Below are 17,207 nucleotides of genomic sequence, written 5' to 3'. Positions count from 1 at the left end.
CGCCGGCGCTATTTGGAATAGATTTCGGGCTTGAGAATGCCAATGTAGGGCAGATTGCGGTACTTTTCCGCGTAGTCGAGCCCATAGCCGACCACAAATTCATCGGGAATCTGAAAGCCCTCGTAGTCGACCGTGACCGGCGCGCGGCGCCGCTCGGGCTTGTTGAGAAGCGTGCACAGACGGATGCTGCGCGGGTTTCTCGACTGCATCATCTCCATGATGTAGTGCAGCGTCAGGCCGCTGTCGAGAATGTCCTCCACAATCAGAAGATCGTAGTTCTCCAGCGGAATGTCGAGATCCTTGATGATCTTGACCACGCCGCTCGACTGGGTGCCCGCGCCGTAGCTGGAGACCGACATGAAGTCGATGGCCGCCGGCACCGTGATCTGGCGCAGCAGATCGCTCATAAACACGACCGAGCCCTTGAGAACGCCGACCAGAAGCAGATTTTTATCCGCGTAGTCGCGCGAGATCTGCCGGCCGAGCTCGGCCACCTTGGCGTCGATTTCCTCCTTGGAGAGCAGAATGCGCTCGATATCATTTTTCATCGTTGTCACTCCCGATATTCCAGTTCCACTGTTTTTTTTGTTCCACTGTCGGGCCGGAAAGCAAGCGCCGTTCCGATGCCGATGACCGCCGCGACCTGCCCGTCGGACAGAATCACCGGCAGCCTCTCGCGTCTGCCCCGCGGAATCTTGTTGTCTATCATCCATTTCTTCACGCTTCTGGTGCCGCCGCCCTCGCGCAGACAGAGCGCGTCGCCCTCGCGCCGGGAGCGGGCCCACAAATTGGAAGCTATTTTATCACAATCGAGCCATATTTTGTTGAATAAATCGTGAACGTTTGCCGGTCCGCCGCGCCGCAGCAGGAGCATTCCCCCGTCCGGCAGGGGATTTTCCCCCTCGTGGAGCTCAACCGGGGCAAAGCCCTGCGCCGCGCCGCCGCGGGCAAAGGCGATTGTATCATACTCAGCGCGCAAAACAGTCCCTTTTTTTCCGTCGATCTCCCCCGAAGCGCGGCGGCTTCTGACGAGAGCTGCCATCTGCTCCATGCGCCGGCGCGGCGGCGTCAGAGAATCGGCCTGCTCCGCCGCCAGGCGAAGCGCCCTGTGCAGCAGAGCGTCGGGCAGCGCGGCGAGCCGCCGCCGGTCGTAACCGTCCTCGCGGCGGGCCTCGTCGAGCGCGGCGCGGGCCATTTCGGTGAGCGCGTCGTCGTCCTCGCGCAGGCTGTCCGCCAGGCGGCCGAGCGCCCCCTCCAGATCCGGGTTCACGCTGCGAAGCCCCGGGATGAGCGTGTGGCGGATGTAGTTTCGGGTATACGCTTCGTCGGCATTCGTACTGTCGGTGACAAAGGGGAGATGCTCTCTCGCGCAGTAGGTCTCGATTTCGGCGCGCGGACAGAGAATCAGCGGGCGGATGTAGCCGCCGCGCCGCGGCGGAATACCCGCGAGCCCCCGTGAGCCACTGCCGCGTGCGAGCTGGAAGAGCATGGTCTCAGCGTTGTCGCTTGCGGTGTGAGCCGTTGCGACCGCCGCGCCCTCCCCGAGAAATTCGGCAAAGGCCCCGTAGCGCAGCCGCCGCGCACAGAGCTCAGTCGACTCGCCCGTGCGCGCCGCCTCGGCACGCACCTCCACGCGGCGCAGGGCAAAGGGTACGCCGAGACGCCCGCAGAGCTCCCCGGCAAAGGCCGCGTCGCGCGCGGATTCCTCCCCGCGCAGACCGTGGTCGACATGGACGGCGCGCACCTCAATGCGGTAGAGCCGCTCGCGGCTCTTGAGAAAGTGCAGCAGCGCCACCGAGTCGGCGCCGCCCGACAGGCCGACCGTCACGGTCCTGACCCCGTCGAGCAGACGGTACTTCCTGATGGCCTCAGCTGCCCGGTTCATAGGTGTGTACCCGGTCGACCGTGCGGAACTTGGTGTACTGCGCGTTCCAGATCAAGTCGACCGTGTCGGTGCGGCCGTGCCGGTTCTTCGCGATGATGCACTTGGCCATGTTCTTCTGCTCGGTCTCCTTGGTGTAGTAGTCGTCGCGGTAGAGAAAGAGCACGATGTCGGCGTCCTGCTCGACCGAGCCCGACTCACGCAGATCCGAGAGCATGGGAATCTTTTCGCTGCGCCCCTCGGTCGCACGCGAGAGCTGCGACAAAACGAGCACCGGCACGTTGAGTTCCTTTGCCATGATCTTAAGCGAGCGGGTGATCTCCGAGACCTCCTGCACGCGGTTTTCGGTGCGGCGGCCCGAGTGGAGCAGCTGCAAGTAGTCAATGACCACGAGCCCGAGATTCTTCTCGCGGCGGAGCTTGCCTTTCATCTCGGTGACCGTGATCGCAGAGTTGTCGTCAATTTTGATCGGACTTGTGGACAGGGCGCTCGCCGCGGTGGCGAGCTTTGTCCACTCGTCGTCGTGAATCTCGCCCGTGCGCAGCCGGTAGCTGTCGACGAGCGCCTCGCCCGAGAGCATGCGCATCACGAGCTGCTCTTTGGACATCTCGAGCGAAAAGATGGCGACCATCTTCTTTGAGAGCAGCGCCACATTCGTCGCGATGTTGATCGCGAAGCTGGTCTTTCCCATGCCGGGGCGCGCGGCGAGTATGATGAGATCGGACTTGTTGAGCCCGCCCATGATCTTGTCCACATCGTCGAAGTGGGTCGGCACGCCGAGATAGTCCTCCCGGTTGCCGCCGGCGAGCTGGTTTAGGGTCTCGTAGGCGTCGGTGACGACCTCGATGATGGGCGTCAGTTCCTTGGTGCGGCGGCCCTGAGCGATGTCAAAGATCTTCTGCTCGGCGCTGTCGACAATGACCTTGAGCTCGTCGGCCTCGCTGTAACAGGTCTCGCTGATCTCCTGCGAGGCCTCGATCAGGCGGCGCAGACAGGCTTTCTCTTCGATGATTTTGGCGTACTTCATAACGTTCGCCGTGGTGGGCACGAAGTCGACCAGCTGCAAAATGTAGTCGCGGCTCTCCGCCTCGTCGTAGACGCCCGCAATCTTCATGCGGTCGATGAGCGTCACCGCGTCGATGGGCGTGGCGGTGTTGAACATGTCGAGCATGACGTCGTAGATGTCGGCGTTCTTTTTGAGATAGAAGTCCTCCGTGCGAATGGCCTGCGCGACCTCAGAGATGCACTCCGGGTCGAGCAGAATCGAGCCGAGCACGGACTGCTCGGCCTCCATGCTGTGCGGAAGCTGTGGGGCGAATAGATCGAGATTGTCTGCCATAAGAAGTTCCCCTCACGCGTTACAATACTGCGGCGTTACTCCTGCGACACCGCGACATAGAATTTCGCCGAGACCTCGGGGTAGATTTTCGCCTCGACCTCAACCGTGCCGAACGTCTTGATGTCGTCGGTGACAATTTTCTTCTTGTCGAGCTCAATGCCCTTTTGGGCCTTGAGCGCCTCGGCAATCTCCTTGGTGGTGATCGAGCCGAAGAGCTTGCCCGAGGCGCCGCCCTTGGCGCTCACCTTGACCGTCACGCCCGAGAGCTCGGCCGCGAGCGCCTCGGCGGCTTTTCTCTCCTCGGCGAGACGGCGGGCCTTGGCGGCCTCCTGCGCGGTGTAGACGGTCATATTCTCCTTGTTTGCCTCAACGGCGAGCTTGCGCGGGAAGAGATAGTTTCTCGCGTAGCCGTCGCTGACGGTGATGAGCTCGCCTTTCTTGCCGGTCCCCTTGAGATCGGCCTGTAAAATCACTTTCATATGCTGTCCTCCTCGCTGATTTATGCGCCCTGCTGCGGCGCGTCGGTCATATATTCCTGCATGTATTCGTCTATGGCCTTTTTGAGCTGGGCCTCGGCGTCCTCCATGTTGGCCGCCACCTGGGCGCCCGCTGTGGTGAGGTGGCCGCCGCCGCCGAGCTTTTCGAGTATCACCTGTACGTTGTACTGCCCCAGCGACCGCGCCGAGATGTGAACGCTGTCGCCAAAGGCGTAGAGCACGAACGACGCCTCGACCCCCTCGATGTTGAGAAGCTCGTCGGCCGCCTGGCTCATGATGACTTTCGCGTCCTCAAGCGGCGGGCCGTCCCACTTGGAGATGGCCACCGACTCGCGGTAGAACTGCGCCGAGGCGATGAACTCCACCCGGCGGATGTAGCTGTCGTAGTCGCTCTTGAAGAGCTTTTTCACCTCGATGGGGTCGGCCCCCATCTTCTTGAGATAGGCCGCGGCCTCAAAGGTGCGCGAGCCGGTCTTGAAGTAGAAGTTCTTGGTGTCGAGCACGATGCCCGCGAGCAGCGCCTCGGCCTCCTCCTTGGTGCAGGTGCCCGCGCCGTCGATGTACTGCAGAAGCTCTGAGACGATCTCGCTTGCCGACGAGGCGTAGGGCTCATGGTAGGAGAGGGCGGTGTTCTCAATGTAGTCGGCCATCTTGCGGTGGTGGTCGAATACAACCACCGTCTCGCAGTTTTTGTAGATGTCCATCGACTCGACGTAGGTTGCGCTGTGGGTGTCGCAGATGACAAGCAGCGTCTTTCGCCCCACAAGGTCAAGCCCGGTCAGGGCGTTGACAAAGACATTGTGGTACTCGGTCAGCTTTTCGAGGCTCTCGACCACCGGGGCCGCGAGCGTCGTCTTGTTGTTGTTGATGATGTTGACCTTTTTGCCGCGCACCATCGCCATGCGCGCCACACCGACGCAGGCGCCCACGGCGTCAAAGTCGGCGAATTTGTGGCCCATGACGAGCACGTTGTCAGCGCCGTCGAGAAGCTCAGCAAAGGCTGAGGCGATCACGCGGGACTTGACCTTGGTGCGCTTTTCCACGCCCTTGGACTTGCCGCCGAAGAACTCAAAGTTGTGCTTGGTCTTGATGACCGCCTGGTCGCCGCCGCGGCCGAGGGCCATGTCGATGGCCTGCTTTGCGTACTCCTCGTTCTCGGCGTAGGTCGCGCCGCCGCTGCCGATGCCGATGGAGATGGTCACGGGCAGCCGGTTGCCGATGGAGATGCCGCGCACGCGGTCGAGGATGTCGAACTTGGCGCCGATGAAGCCCTCGAGATACTGCGCCTCAAAGACGAACAGGTACTTGCCCCGCTCGGTCATGCGCAGGATGCCGTGGGTTCCGCTCGCCCACTCGGTGAGCATGTTGTCAATGGCTGCGATGATGGCGGCCTTGTCGCTCTCTCTGGCGTTCTGGTAGATCTCCTCATAGCTGTCGATGATGATGGTCGCGACAATCGGGCGGGACTTGACGTAGGCGCTCTCAAGCTTCGCCCCCTCGGTCACGTCGATAAAGTAGAGCACCTGCAGGCGCTCGTTTTCATCCTTGAGGTTCTCCTGAATCTGCGAGCCGTAGACGTCCACCATCCGCTCGCGAAACGGGATGCGCACGCCGCGCCTGAGGTCGGCCTTTGAGACCTTGCCCATCTCGAGCGTCGGCACCGCCTCGTCGAGATACTCGCCGAAGACAAACTTGCCCTCAATGAGATCCGAGAAAGCGTCGTTGTGCCACACGACCTCGCCCGAGCGCTTGACCACCATGACCGGAATGGGCATGTTGATGAAGTTGACGATGCCCGGCACCTGCCCGGCGTCGCTCGGCAGAGTGATAAAGCGCGACAGGCGGCGCCGGCGTTTCACGCTCAAAAAGAGCGTGAACACATACATCAGCGCAATCAGAATGAGCTGGCCGACGGCAAAGCGCCGGTCAAACAGCGCCGTGACGCCCGCCACCGCGAGCAGCACGACAAAGCTCAAGAGCACTTTTCTGTCATTTTTTCCGAAGTAGGCGCGTCTTCTTTTCGCCCTGTGTTCACCTTTCATGTTGTCCCCCTAGCGCAGCAGCGGCGGTTTTTTCTCGCCGGTCACCGCGTCAAACGCCCCCGCGAAGCTCAAAAACATCACAATGCCCGACGGGGAGAATAAAAACAGCATCAGCACCAAAATCAGCATCACTTTGACCGGGCTCAGGCGGATGCGGCGCCCCAGGCGGCGCAGCGTGCCGACTCCCTCGAGGAGAAAGGGGCACAAAAGCACCATCATGAGGTTCATGGCAACCGTACCGGGCACACCGGGCGCCACCATGGCGACAAGCGACGCGGCAAGGTACACCACGCCGCCCACGCGCGACACGCGAAAGCTGTCGAGAACGGAGCTCTTCGGCAGAGCTAGCCCCCGCTCAGAGAGCTTCTGCGCCAGCAGAGTCGCAAGGCCGCCGAGCCCCACTGCCGCCGCCAGCAGCAGTCCCGCCATGAGATTGCGAAGCATCTGGGTCATCTGCCCGACATAGTCGCGCATATAGGCAATCTGCTCGCTCGAGAGCATCTGACGCGCGCTCTCGATGAGCTCGTCATAGGCCTGCTGAAACTCGGTAAAAATCATGTCAAGATAGGTTATGACTGACTCAACACCGAACGTCCCGGTTGCAAACCAGGCATTCAGAAGCAGCGACGCTGCGAATACGACCGCCAGCACCGAGCAGGCATAGAGCGCCGCCGTCTTAAAGGGCAGCCCCCGGCGCAGCGCAAGGCCGATCACGAGGCCCGCCGGCACAAAGAGCGCCAGCGTCACGGCAGCGGCGAGCACATCCCGCGTCAGAAGCGCCGCGCAGACGCCGGCCACAGCCGGCGTGAGCACCGCCATATAGACAGGAGCCGTCACCACGAGGCAGCCGTAGGAGCCGGCCGCGGCGAACACCGCGGCAACCGAGAGCCCCGGCGACACATGAATCACCATGGAAAAGACGACAACCAGTATGTTGATCAGGATGAGAAAGCCGTTTGACGGCGTCCCCTCGCGTTTGATCAATCGATACGCCTCCACTCTGTGAGAAAATATCATGGGAGAATCCAGGATACCATGCGGCAAAGCCGCATGGTATCCCTATGGCCGCATTTGGTCGTCCCGCAGGAGCTTACGGTCCCGCAGGGACTTGCCTCCCGCAGGGACGCTCAAGCGCAGCATCACAGCCGTACATGCGGCTATTATACTATAAATAACGGTGAGAGAAAAGAGAAAAGCGCGATTTCACCCGTCCACCGGCACAAAAACGGGTATGGCGGAAACGCCATACCCGTTTGCATTGTCAAACTTCCATGATGACCGGCAGGATCATGGGCTGCCGTCTGGTCTTGTTGAAAAGATAGTCGGCGAGGTCATCGCGCAGGTTGGTCTTGAGCGTTCCCCACTCGGTGATGTGGTTCTCCCGGCAGCGCTGAAGCGACTGTTCGGCCACATGCTGAATCTCGTCCATGAGCTTTTCCGACTCGCGCACATACACGAACCCGCGCGAGACAATGTCGGGGCCCGCCGCGAGGTTGCCCATGCTGTCGATGGTCGCCACCACCACAATCAGCCCGTCCTGCGCGAGGTGTTTGCGGTCGCGCAGCACGATGTTTCCCACATCGCCCACGCCGAGCCCGTCGATGAGCACGCGGCCCGAGGGCACGGTGCCGTTGAAGCGCGCGCTGTTTTCGGTGAGCTCAATGACCCGGCCGATGTCGGGGATGAGGATGTTCTTCGACTCCATGCCGACCGACTCGGCCAGATCGGCGTGGGCCCTGAGATGGCGGTACTCGCCGTGCACAGGGATGAAGAACTTCGGCTTGATGAGCGCGAGCATGAGCTTCTGCTCCTCCTGGCAGGCGTGGCCCGAGACATGGACGCCCGCGAGGGACTTGTAGACGACCTCAGCCTTGAGCTTGATCAGCTCGTTGACGACCCGCGAGACGAGCTTTTCGTTGCCCGGGATCGGCGTCGCCGAGAGGATGACCATGTCGCCCGGCATGATCTCGACCTTGCGGTGATCGGAGAACGCCATGCGGTAGAGCGCGCTCATCGGCTCGCCCTGGCTGCCGGTGGTGATGACCACGATCTTGTCCTTGGGCAGGTTCTTGATCGCGTCAAGGCTGACGACCAGGCCGTCCTTGGCCTTGACGACGCCGAGCTCGGTGGCCACCTTGAACGTGTTCTCCATACTGCGCCCGGAGATGGCGACCTTGCGCCCATAGCGCTCGGCCGCGTCGAGAATCTGCTGGATTCTGTGGACATTGCTCGAGAATGTGGCGATGATGATGCGGCTGTCGCTCTTTTTGAAGAGCGCGTCAAACGCCTCGCCCACCTTGCGCTCCGACATGGACATGCCCGGCCGGTCGGCGTTGGTGGAATCGGCCATCAGCGCCAGAACGCCCTCGCGGGCATAGTCGCCGAGCCGTGCGAGATCGACCATCTCGCCCGAGATGGGGGTGGTGTCAATCTTGAAGTCGCCGGTGTGGATGATGTTGCCGACCGGCGTGCGGATGGCGAGCATCACAGCGTCCGGAATCGAGTGGTTGCTGCGGATGAACTCCACCTCGAAGCAGCCGAGCTTGACTTTCTGCCCGGGCACGACGGTGTTGAGCTTGCAGCTGTTGAGAATGCGGTGTTCCTCAAGCCGGTAGCGCACGAGCCCCAGTGTGAGCCGCGTGCCGTAGACCGGCACCTTGAACTGCCGCAGCAGATAGGGGAGCGCTCCGATGTGGTCCTCATGGCCATGGGTCAGCACCACGCCGCGAAATTTCGAGGCATTTTTCGTCAGGTAGCTGAAATCCGGTATCACAAGGTCGATGCCGAGCATCTCATCGTCGGGAAACGCGATGCCCGCGTCGATGAGCATGATGTCGTCGCCATACTCGAGAACGGTCATGTTCTTCCCGATCTCGTTGAGCCCGCCGAGGGGGATGATCTTGAGTTTCGGCTTCATCTCATCCACCGCGCGGTCGTATTCGCTCTTCTTTTTGCTCTTCTTGCGCTCGCCGGGCAGAATGCCCGCGAGTTTCTCTGTCACACTTCTGGTTCTGGAGACGGCCGCCTCGTCGGACGCCGTCTTCTTTTTCTTCGGCGCGCGCGGGCTGCCGGACGGCGCCGGCTGCTCGGTGATCTGCGCCTGTTTCTTCGGGGAGCGCCGCTGGCCGTTTGTCTGGGCCTTATCGTTCGTCTTGGGCTCACCCGCCTGTTTTTTCATTGTCTTATTCTTTTTTTCTTCTGCCACAAAAGTACCTCCATATTTCAATCGATGGTTTTTCTCTATGTATGTCCGTTCACAGCGGCGTTTTTACACACCAAAAGAAAGCCTTCTCTCCGAAGGCATCAAACAGGGAGTTGTCCCCCCGATTTGACGTTCCCACCCTGTACGAAGAAGATTCCGTTCCTTCGCGGTATGGGAGACATGTCCTCCGCGCCGGGACGTTCCCGGCCGCAAAACTGAAAGCGAGGAGTCCGCCCGGGCGGACTCCTCATCCGATCACATACATTGTTTTTATTTTAACCCTGTTGCCCTCCCTTGTCAAGCGGACCGTCCTCGGCGAAGCGCGCAAGCTCGCCGCAGTAGAAGCCGCAGAGCTCCTCGGCGAGCTCGCTGTCGGGCGCCTCGACCCGCACAGTGAAGCGTCCGGCGCGCTGGGGCACCACCACGACAACCGCGTCGCCCGACTGAAAGCGCGCCCCCTCGACCAGTTCACACGGACCGGCGCAGCTCTCAATGAGCGCACGCATGGCGGCCGACTTACGCCGCCCGTCGACCGGGACCTCACGCGCGGCATACCCTCTGCCCGGCAGCTGCGCGCGCAGCTGTGAGAGCGTCTTGCCCTCCCGGTGCAAATAGTCCAAAAGCACCACGATCCCCGCGCCCGCATCCTTGTAGACGCGCTGGGCCGCCATGAGAGCGCGCGCCGCCTCGTCACCGCGGTCGGCCGGCGTCATGAGCACCCGGCGCAGCGTGACGCCGCACTCGTGCGCGAGCGCGTCGAGGCAGACCGGCGCCTGGTAGAAGGCCGCAACCTCCGCCGTCCGCGCGGCGGCCGCCAGAAAGAGGGCGGCGTCGCGCTCGCCGGGCGAGAGCGTGCGGCCGGTCTCATCAGTGAGGGTGAGCGAGCCGTCCTCCCCGACGGCAAAGCCCGGGGCCTGCTCTCCGCGGGCGCCAATCGACACCCCGAGCCGGGAGAGCGCACGCACGAGGCTCTTGAAGAGCGCCGTGTTCTTGCACTCAATCCGGCAGCACAGTCCCGTCAGCGGATCCACGAGGCCCGCAAGTCCCCGCTCGTAGTCCTGCACCGAGCCGCTGTAGCGCGCCGCGGGCTGCAGACCGTCGAGCCCCGCGCGCTCAAAGTCCTCCCGTGAGAAAGCCATGTCGATCTTTCGCTCCCACTCGCGCGGCAGCGTCAGACCGTAGCGGTCGCAGAGGGAAAAGCGGATCTCCCCGGCGGCGGCTGCGAGGAAGACGCCGCCGTCACAGTGCAGATCGCACACGCTCTGGCGCAGCGCCCCGTCAAAGCCACTCTCGAGATCGAGCGCCTCGCCGCCCGCCGACCGAATGCCCGCGAGCAGACTCTGCGCGAGCATGGCGCAGGCAGCCGAGCCGTCGTGCTGCACCGCCAGGCGCAGCCCCTTTTCGACGCCCGCAAAGGACGCGCCGAGGCGGCTTGCAAACTCCGGGGTGATCTCCTCGCCGAAGCGACCCGAGGGACACTGTTGCTCAAACAGACAGGCGCGCGGGCCGCCCCGGACGAGATTTTCCCGCACACAGGCCCCCTGCGGGAGCGTAAGCCCGGCCCAGATTTTCACATTCTCGCGGAGTACGGCGTCGTCGCCCACGGCGCAGCTCTCGCCGACGACCGCGCCCGGCTGTAAGCCAACGCGCTCGCCGAGACGTGCCCCGTCGCAGAGAATGGCGCCCCGGAGCTCGCAGTCCGCCCCGATCACACAGCCTGCGCCGACCAGACTTCTCTCGACCACACAGCCGGCCCCCACGCGGCAGCCCGCTGAGAGAACGGTGAGCGGCCCGATGACGGCCCCCTCGCCGATCTCGCAGTCCGGCGCGATGCAGCAGGGGCCGTGTACCGTGACACCGACAGGCGACGGCGCAGCAGCGGGCGCCGGAAAGCGGGTCGCGCCGCGCAGCACATCGGCGTTTGCGCGCCGGTAGACCTCGACGTCGCCGATGTCGCACCAGTAGCCGTCGGCGAGAAAACCGTAGAGTTTCGCGCCCCGCGCGAGAAGTTTGGGGAAGAGGTCCTTTGAAAAGTCGAACATGCGCCCCTCGGGAATCTCGTCGAGCACATGGGGTTCCATGAGGTAGATGCCGGTGTTAGCGGTGTCGGCGAACACGCCGTCCCAGCCGGGCTTCTCCAGAAAGCGGGTGACGCGCCCCTGCCGGTCGGTCATGACCACCCCGTAGTCAAGCGGCGTATCGACGCGCGCGAGAACGAGCGTGACATCGGCTTTACGCTCCCTGTGAAAGCGCACGGCCGCCGTCAAATCAAAATCGCAGAGCGCGTCGCCGCTGATGACCAGAAAGCTCTCGTCGAGAAATTCCTGCGCGTTTTTCACACTGCCTGCCGTGCCGAGCGGCGAGCGCTCTTCAAAGTAGCGAAGCGACACGCCGAACTTCTCTCCGCTGCCAAAGTACTGTTCGATCTTGCGCGGCAGATACTGAGTCGTCACACCGATATCGGTGATGCCGCCCCGGCGCAGCAGATCGACGCTGTACTGCATGACCGGCCGGTCGACCACCCGCACCATGGGCTTTGGCAGCTTACAGGTGAGCGGGCGCAGGCGCGAGCCCGCGCCGCCCGCCATGATGATTCCCTTCAAAGAAAGCACTCCCATTCGCGTATTTTCTGACAGATATCTGTAGTATTGCCGCTTTGAGAGGAAATTATTTCAAAAAACAAAGTGGCCGCAAAAAAAGACAGCCCCCGCGGCGTCTGCCGCGGGGGCTGTCTTTCCTTTTTTCACCGCTTGGGGTATGGCTCGAGTACATTGGTTCTGCCGAGGATATAGTCGGTACTTGTGCCGTAGAGATCGGCAAGCCGGCAGAGCAGGCTCACCGGAATGCTCCGCTTGCCCGTCTCGTAGTTGCTGTATGTGCGCTGGTCAATGCCAAGGACCGCCGCAACCTGTTTCTGCATGAACTCCCGGTCCTCTCTCAAATCTCTGAGACGCGGATATGGCATATCGCTCACCTCTTAAGAGGCATCTTAATTTACTATCATACAATAGTATTAACTACACTATCGTTTGATAGTAAAATTGCCATGATTTTTCAGAGGCGGCGTATATGGCGATGGATGTACTGCCAGTCTGCGAATCCCACAGACATGGGAGCGCTGCGTTTCAGGCAGCTGTTTTTCTGATTCGCTTGACATAGTGTGCATCATACACTATAATGTTTTTACACAATATCGTATGAGGAGGAGTTCCGTGAACCACGATGAAATCGTCAGCGGTCTCGTGCTGGAGCTGCGCCGCGGCACGCTGATTCTTCTGGTGCTCAGCCAGCTTCGAGAGCCCATGTACGGTTACAGCCTCGTCAGGAAGCTCAAGGACAACGGCATTCCCATGGAGGCGAACACGCTCTACCCGCTGATGCGGCGGCTCGAGGCGCAGGGACTTTTGAAAAGCGAGTGGGAGACCAACGGGCCGAAGCCGCGAAAGTACTACGTCATCACCGCCGACGGGCGGATTGTTCTGGAAAGGGTCGCGGCGCACTGGCGCAGCTTTTCCGAAAACGTCAACAGACTGGTGGAGGATTTGAGAGATGAAACAGCCAAATGATCTGATTGAGCGGTATGTCTACGCCGTGACAAAGCGCCTGCCCGCAAAGCTGCGCGCCGACGTGTCGCGCGAGCTGTACGGCCTGATCGACGATATGCTCGCCGAGCGCTGCGGCGAGCTCGTCCCGGCCGACCGGGATGTGCGGGTGGTGCTCACCGAGCTCGGCAGTCCGGGCGAACTGCGCGAAAAATACACCGAGGGCCGCAAGAACTGCCTGATCGGCGCGCCCCACTACGCCGTCTACCGGCTGGTGCTGGGCATCGTGCTCGCCTGCGTGGTCTTTGGCATGACGGTCGCCTGCCTCGTGTCGCAGCTCGTCTCTCCCACCGGGCCGTGGTATGCGATTCTGTTTGAGTGGCTCGGCATTCTGATCTCTGCTCTGGTGTACGCCTTTGCCTTTGTGACCGTTCTCTTCGCCGTGTTCCATCACAGGGACGTCGACCTCGGCGACGGGCTGAACCTCGACGATCTGCCGCCTGTGCCGAAGAAGCGCCAGAGCGTCTCACGGTGGGAGTGTCTGTTCGGCATTGGCATATCGGTTCTCTTTCTGGCCGTGTTTCTCTCGGCGCCGCAGATTTTCTGCATCTACTCGTCGGGCCGGTTCGTACCCATCTTTGACACCGCGGCCGTGCGCGCCACCTGGTATTTCATCGCGCTCTTCAGCGCGGCCGGCATCGTGCGCGAGACTGTCAAGCTCATGCGCGGGCGCTACGACCAAAAGGTCATGCTCACCACCCTCGCGGCCGACGCCGTGTCGGCCGTTCTCTCGGTGCTCTGGCTGACAACGCCGGGCCTTGTAAATCCCGCCTTTCAGGCGGAGGTCCCCATCCTCTTCGGCGCGCAGAACACCTTTCTTGTCAATCTGTTTTCAAACTTTCCGTACTTCTTTCTGGGGCTCATTCTGTTCGCGCTGCTGCTCGACGCGGTCGATGCCGTCGTTCGTGCCGCCCGGCAGAACTGAACACAAAAAGAGAGCCTGTGTCGTGAGACACAGGCTCTCTTGCTGTCTATCAGTGAACAATCAGGCTTTCGCCGTCCATTTCCGCGGGGCGCTCAAGGCCCATGATGTCGAGCATGGTGGGCGCGATGTCAGCGAGCTTGCCGCTCTCGCGCAGCTTGACGTCGCCGCAGCCAACCACAATGAAAGGCACGGGATTCGTCGTATGGGCCGTGAAAGGCGAACCGTCGGGCTCGGCCATCTGCTCGGCGTTGCCGTGGTCGGCGGTGATCAGCGACACGCCGCCCTGCTTTGCCACGGCGTCGACCACGCGGCGCACACAGCTGTCCACCGTCTCAACCGCCTTGTAGGCCGCCTCGTACACACCGGTGTGACCGACCATGTCGCAGTTGGCGAAGTTTAAAATGATGGCGTCGTATTTGCCGCTCTCGATGCGCGCAATGACGGTATCGGTCACCTCGAGCGCGCTCATCTCGGGCTGCAGATCATAAGTCGCCACTTTCGGCGACGCGATCAGCGCCCGGTCCTCGCCCTCGTAGACCTGCTCGACGCCGCCGTTGAAGAAGAACGTCACATGGGCGTACTTCTCAGTCTCGGCGATGCGAAGCTGAGTCATGTGGTGGTTTGCCAGAATCTCGCCGAACGTGTTCTTCAGCGACTGCGGCTTGAACGCGACCGTCACGTTCGGCATGGTCGCGTCGTACTGCGTCATGCAGACATAGGCCAGCGGGAAGACGCCCTTTCTGCGGGCAAAACCCTCGAACGCGGGGTCGACGAATGTTCTTGTGATCTCGCGCGCCCGGTCGGGGCGGAAGTTGAAGAAAATCACCGAGTCGTTCGGGCCGATCTGCGCGTTCTTCGCGACCACGGTCGGCAGTACGAACTCGTCGGTCACCTCTTTTTCATACGACTCGCGTACGGCGGCCACCGCGTCGGCGTTTTCAACGCCCTCGCCGTACACCATTGCGGCATAGGCTTTCTCGACGCGCTCCCAGCGGTTGTCGCGGTCCATGGCATAGTAGCGGCCCATGACAGTCGCAATTTTGCCAACGCCGATCTCGGCCATCTTTTTCTCGAGTTCGGCGACAAAGTCGGCGCCCGAAGTCGGGGCGACGTCGCGCCCGTCGAGCAGGCAGTGGACATAAACTTTCTCGAGTCCCTGCTTCTTCGCGAGCTCCAAAAGCGCGTAGAGGTGGGTGTTGTGGCTGTGCACGCCGCCGTCGGAGAGAAGCCCGATCAGATGCAGCGCGGTGCCGTTCTTTTTGCAGTTTTCCACCGCGCCGAGGAACGCCTCATTTTCAAAGAAGTCCCCCTCCTGAATGGATTTTGTGATGCGGGTGAGCTCCTGGTAGACCACACGGCCCGCGCCGATGTTGGTGTGGCCGACCTCACTGTTGCCCATCTGGCCGTCAGGCAGGCCCACCGCGAGGCCCGAAGCGTACATGGTGGTGTGGGGGTAAGTTTTGAGATACTCGGTGATGTTCGGCGTATTCTCGGGGAGAATGGCTGACTTGTAACCCTCTCTCGGGTAGCCAAAGCCATCCATGATGATGAGCGTAACTGGTCTTTTCATGTGCAAGTCCTTTCGCGAATCAGTTCTGCGCGCTCGCAGCGTTGATGATGGTGACAAAGTCGTCGACGACCAGCGAAGCGCCGCCGATGAGCCCGCCGTCGATGTTGGGCTTCGCGACGAGCTCGGCCGCGTTCTTCGCGTTCATCGAGCCGCCGTAGAGAATGGAGATGTTCTGCGCTGTGTCGCCGTAGAGCGAGGCGAGCACGCCGCGGATGTGGGCGATCGCCTCTTCCGCCTCGTCGGCCGTGGCGGTCTTGCCCGTACCGATGGCCCAGATGGGCTCATAGGCGACGACTATCTTCTTCGCGTCTTTCGCGTCGATTCCCTCATAGGCCTTTTTGATCTGGCTCTCAAGCAGGGCCAGCGTCTCGCCGTTTTCCCTCTGCTCGAGCGACTCGCCCACGCAGAGAATCGGAATCAGGCCGCCCGCAAGAGCCGCCTTGAGCTTTTTGTTGACCGTCTCGTCGGTCTCGGCGAAGTACTGGCGGCGCTCGCTGTGGCCGATGATGACATATTCGACCTGGGCGTCACGCAGCATGTCGACCGACACCTCGCCGGTGAAAGCGCCCTTGGGCTCAAAGTGGCAGTTCTGCGCGCCGAGCTTGCACTTGGCGCCCTTGGAGGCGACCGCCGCGGTCGCGATGTCCGTGAACGGCACGCAGACGACGACGTCGCATTTGGCCTCTTTGATCAGGGGCTTGAGATCGTAGAAAAAGGACATGGTGTCCATCGAGAGCTTATTCATCTTCCAGTTGCCGGCGATGATGGCCGGGCGCAGGGACTTGTTCATTCCATATTCTCCTCTCATGAACATTGACGGCGCGGAACCCGCACCGTCAATGAGTGTCAGTGGTTTATCTGTCGTTGAGCGCGGCAATGCCGGGCAGCTCTCTGCCCTCGAGGAACTCGAGAGAGGCGCCGCCGCCGGTGGAGATGTGGGTCATCTTGTCGGCAAAGCCGAGCTGCTCGACCGCCGCGGCAGAGTCGCCGCCGCCGATGATGGAGATGGCGCCGGACTCGGCCACGGCCTTGGCGATCTCCTTGGTGCCCTTGGCGAAGCGCTCAAACTCAAACACGCCCATCGGTCCGTTCCAGACAACAGTCTTGGCCGATTTGACCGCGTCGGAGAAGAGCTTGATGGTCTCTTCGCCGATGTCAAGACCCATCCAGCCGGCCGGAACTTCGCCCGCGCGGACCGTCTTGGCCTCGGCGTCAGCCTTGAACTCCTGCGCAACCACGGTGTCGACCGGCAGCAGGAACTTCACGCCCTTATCCTGCGCTTTTTTGATCATCTCGCGGGCGAGGTCGAGCTTGTCTTCCTCACACAGGGATGTGCCGATTTCGCCGCCCTGCGCCTTGATGAACGTGTAGGCCATGCCGCCGCCGACGATGAGAATGTCGACCTTGTCAAGCAGGTTGTTGATGACGCCGATCTTGTCGGAGACTTTTGCGCCGCCGAGAATCGCCGCAAACGGGCGGGCCGGATCGGACAGGGCCTTGCCCATGACCTCGATCTCCTTTTGGATCAGGTAGCCGCAGACAGCCGGCAGATACTGCGCAACGCCCTCGGTGGAGGCGTGGGCGCGGTGGGAGGTCCCGAACGCGTCGTTGACATAGATGTCGGCCATGGAGGCGAGCTCCTTGGCAAATGCGGGGTCGTTTTTCTCCTCCTCCTTGTGGAAGCGGACGTTTTCAATGAGCATTGCCTCGCCGTCTTTGAGAGAGGCGGCAAGACTCTTGGCGCTCTCGCCGACGACGTCCTTTGCCATCTTCACCTCGACGCCCAGCAGCTCAGACAGACGGGCGGCGACCGGCGCCAGGGAGTACTTCATGTTGAACTCGCCTTTCGGGCGGCCGAGATGGGAGGACAGGATGACTCTCGCGCCGTGGTCCATCAGATACTTGATGGTCTTGAGCGACTCGCGGATTCTCTTGTCGTCGGTGATGACACCGTCGGCATTCAGCGGGACGTTGAAGTCGCAGCGCACAAATACGCGTTTGCCCTTTACGTCAATGTCTTCGATGGTCTTCTTGTTTAACATCTCTTTCACCTCATAAAATATTTCAGTATTTCCATATTCTTTCCAGAGGAATGGGAAAAACCCATATCGTGAAAATAATATCAAATATTTTGCCGTTTCGCAACCC

The 17,207-nt window shown here is 61.5% G+C and carries 14 protein-coding genes; 2 read left to right on the top strand and 12 right to left on the bottom strand.

Translation table 11 applies throughout. From position 1 onward, the window contains the following. Positions 1-8: 8 nt before the first annotated feature. The 9 genes from hpt to H8695_RS07895 form a co-directional block, all read right to left on the bottom strand. A complete protein-coding gene (hpt, locus tag H8695_RS07935; protein WP_249300455.1) occupies positions 9-548 on the bottom strand; it encodes a hypoxanthine phosphoribosyltransferase in 540 nt (179 codons plus the stop codon). Between the two features lie 5 nt (positions 549-553). Further along, complete coding sequence (gene tilS, locus H8695_RS07930) at positions 554-1,885, bottom strand: tRNA lysidine(34) synthetase TilS (RefSeq protein ID WP_249300454.1); 1,332 nt, start codon at positions 1,883-1,885, stop codon at positions 554-556. Beyond that, positions 1,869-3,221, bottom strand: coding sequence for a replicative DNA helicase (gene dnaB, locus H8695_RS07925; RefSeq protein WP_249300453.1), 1,353 nt, complete (start codon positions 3,219-3,221; stop codon positions 1,869-1,871). The genes tilS and dnaB overlap by 17 nt, the downstream gene beginning before the upstream one ends. Positions 3,222-3,256: 35 nt before the next feature. Continuing rightward, a complete protein-coding gene (gene rplI / locus H8695_RS07920) occupies positions 3,257-3,700 on the bottom strand; it encodes a 50S ribosomal protein L9 (RefSeq protein ID WP_249300452.1) in 444 nt (147 codons plus the stop codon). A 20-nt stretch (positions 3,701-3,720) separates the two neighbouring features. Then, positions 3,721-5,760 (bottom strand): DHH family phosphoesterase, encoded by a 2,040-nt coding sequence (locus H8695_RS07915; RefSeq protein ID WP_249300451.1) that lies wholly within the window; start codon positions 5,758-5,760, stop codon positions 3,721-3,723. Between the two features lie 9 nt (positions 5,761-5,769). Further along, complete coding sequence (locus H8695_RS07910) at positions 5,770-6,744, bottom strand: DUF2232 domain-containing protein (RefSeq protein WP_249300450.1); 975 nt, start codon at positions 6,742-6,744, stop codon at positions 5,770-5,772. Positions 6,745-7,021: 277 nt separating this feature from the next. Further along, positions 7,022-8,686 (bottom strand): ribonuclease J, encoded by a 1,665-nt coding sequence (locus H8695_RS07905; protein ID WP_346726809.1) that lies wholly within the window; start codon positions 8,684-8,686, stop codon positions 7,022-7,024. Between the two features lie 551 nt (positions 8,687-9,237). Further along, on the bottom strand, positions 9,238-11,565 hold the full coding sequence (locus H8695_RS07900) for a sugar phosphate nucleotidyltransferase (RefSeq protein WP_249300449.1): 2,328 nt from the start codon (positions 11,563-11,565) through the stop codon (positions 9,238-9,240). 140 nt (positions 11,566-11,705) lie between these two features. Further along, on the bottom strand, positions 11,706-11,927 hold the full coding sequence (locus H8695_RS07895) for a helix-turn-helix domain-containing protein (RefSeq protein ID WP_249300448.1): 222 nt from the start codon (positions 11,925-11,927) through the stop codon (positions 11,706-11,708). 247 nt (positions 11,928-12,174) lie between these two features. Between H8695_RS07895 and H8695_RS07890 the strand changes: the two genes are divergently transcribed. Continuing rightward, a complete protein-coding gene (locus H8695_RS07890) occupies positions 12,175-12,528 on the top strand; it encodes a helix-turn-helix transcriptional regulator (protein ID WP_249300447.1) in 354 nt (117 codons plus the stop codon). After that, positions 12,512-13,489: a hypothetical protein gene (locus H8695_RS07885; RefSeq protein WP_249300446.1), complete on the top strand. Its 978-nt coding sequence runs from the start codon at positions 12,512-12,514 to the stop codon at positions 13,487-13,489. Before H8695_RS07890 ends, H8695_RS07885 begins: the two co-directional genes overlap by 17 nt. A gap of 49 nt (positions 13,490-13,538) precedes the next feature. Here the strand turns inward: H8695_RS07885 and gpmI are convergent, their stop codons facing one another. The 3 genes from gpmI to H8695_RS07870 form a co-directional block, all read right to left on the bottom strand. Beyond that, the gene (gpmI, locus tag H8695_RS07880) at positions 13,539-15,059 is read right to left on the bottom strand and encodes a 2,3-bisphosphoglycerate-independent phosphoglycerate mutase (RefSeq protein ID WP_249300445.1); all 1,521 of its coding nucleotides are present in this window, start codon (positions 15,057-15,059) and stop codon (positions 13,539-13,541) included. A gap of 19 nt (positions 15,060-15,078) precedes the next feature. Then, positions 15,079-15,849, bottom strand: a complete 771-nt coding sequence (tpiA, locus tag H8695_RS07875; protein ID WP_249300444.1) for a triose-phosphate isomerase — start codon at positions 15,847-15,849, stop codon at positions 15,079-15,081. A 64-nt stretch (positions 15,850-15,913) separates the two neighbouring features. Next, positions 15,914-17,101 carry a phosphoglycerate kinase gene (locus H8695_RS07870; RefSeq protein WP_249300443.1) on the bottom strand — a complete coding sequence of 396 codons (1,188 nt, stop codon included), beginning with the start codon at positions 17,099-17,101 and terminating at the stop codon, positions 15,914-15,916. Positions 17,102-17,207: the final 106 nt, after the last annotated feature.

It is taken from the genome of Feifania hominis, assembly GCF_014384765.1.
GTDB lineage: Bacteria > Bacillota > Clostridia > Oscillospirales > Feifaniaceae > Feifania > Feifania hominis.
Note: the sequence above shows the minus strand (reverse complement) of the source record. Positions and strands in the feature narration are given on the sequence as shown.